Origin of the sequence: Pseudoxanthomonas sp. LjRoot125 (assembly GCF_964252705.1) — a bacterium.
In the GTDB taxonomy this organism is placed as follows: Bacteria; Pseudomonadota; Gammaproteobacteria; order Xanthomonadales; family Xanthomonadaceae; genus Pseudoxanthomonas_A.
Genome location: NZ_CAXUOY020000009.1, coordinates 1 through 1329 on the forward strand (window position 1 = coordinate 1; position 1329 = coordinate 1329).

Here is a 1329-nt window from a genome sequence, read left to right on the forward strand (position 1 = left end):
GAGCCTGTGCAGATTTTTGTGTAACCGGATTTCGGTTTACAGCTGAGGGAGTCGTCCCTCGAACTGGATCGTAAACTGGTTCAACGCGGCCTTCCAGTCGCGGATCGGCAGCGTCCACTTCTTGCTGATGTTGCGCAGCGCCAGGTACATCAGCTTCACCAGCGCTTCGTCGGTCGGGAACGCGCCGCGGTGCTTGGTCAGCTTGCGCAGGCTGAAGTTCACCGACTCAATCGCGTTGGTGGTGTAGATCACCTTGCGGATCTCCGGGGCGAAGTCGAAGAACGGCGTCAGCCGCGCCCAGTTGCGACGCCACGATTGGCTGATCGGCAGGTACTCGGCGTCCCACTTGGCCTCGAACTCGGACAGGCGCTGCTCGGCTTCCGCCGCCGTGGCGCAGGTGTAGATGCGCTTCAGGTCGGCGGCCACTTCCGGTCGGCGTTTCCAGGTCACGTAGTTCAGGCTGTGTCGGACCATGTGCACCACGCACAGCTGGACCAGCGTCTGCGGGAACACGGCCTCGATCGCTTCGGGGAAACCCTTCAGCCCGTCGACGCAGGCGATGAAGATGTCCTGCACGCCGCGATTGCGCAGCTCGGTCACCACCTGCAGCCAGAACTTCGCCCCTTCCGTCTGCGCCAGCCACAGGCCCAGCACTTCCTTCTCGCCGGCCAGCGTGACGCCAATCGCCAGGTACACCGCCTTCACCCGCACCGCGCCCTCGCGCACCTTCACGTGGATGCAGTCGAGGTAGACGATCGGATACACCGCATCCAGCGGCCGGCCCTGCCACAGCTTGACCTCGTCGACCACCGCGTCGGTGACCGAGGAGATCAGGCTGGGTGACACTTCCGTGCCATACATTTCCTGCAGGTGCGCCTGGATCTCGCGCACCGTCATGCCGCGGGCGTACAACGACAGGATGCGCTCGTCGAAGCCGTTCCAGCGCCGTTGGTGCTTGGGCACGATCTGCGGCTCGAAGCTGCCTTGCCGGTCGCGCGGCACCTCGATCGGCATCTCGCCGAAGTCACCCTTCAACACCTTGCGGCTCTTGCCGTTGCGGGCGTTGCCCTCGGCGTTGCCGACCGGGTCGTGCTTCTCATGGCCCAGGTGCTCGGCCATCTCGGCTTCCAGCGCCCGCTCCACCAGCAGTTTGGTCAGCTGCTTGAGCAGGCCGTTCTCGCCGATCAGGTCTTCGGGCTTCTTGTAGTTGGCCATCAAGCTGGCCAACAATTCCTCAGGTACTTCGTGCTTGCGGGTTGTCATCGTGTCTCCGGGTCTGGCGGCAGTTTCCTGCCAAGGGCCCGGTTACACAAAATTTAGGACAGGCTC

General features: G+C 63.5%; 1 protein-coding gene. It reads right to left on the minus strand.

Going from position 1 to position 1329, the window contains the following annotated elements:
* Positions 1–36 precede the first annotated feature (36 nt).
* Entirely contained in the window at positions 37–1263 is a 1227-nt protein-coding gene (locus ACSION_RS18710) for an IS256 family transposase (protein WP_435304588.1), read from the minus strand.
* Positions 1264–1329 lie beyond the last annotated feature (66 nt).

Bases quoted from the DNA above. Each gene is read 5' to 3' on its own strand.
- ACSION_RS18710 (WP_435304588.1), bottom strand. From the start codon at position 1,263: ATGACAACCCGCAAGCACGAAGTACCTGAGGAATTGTTGGCCAGCTTG.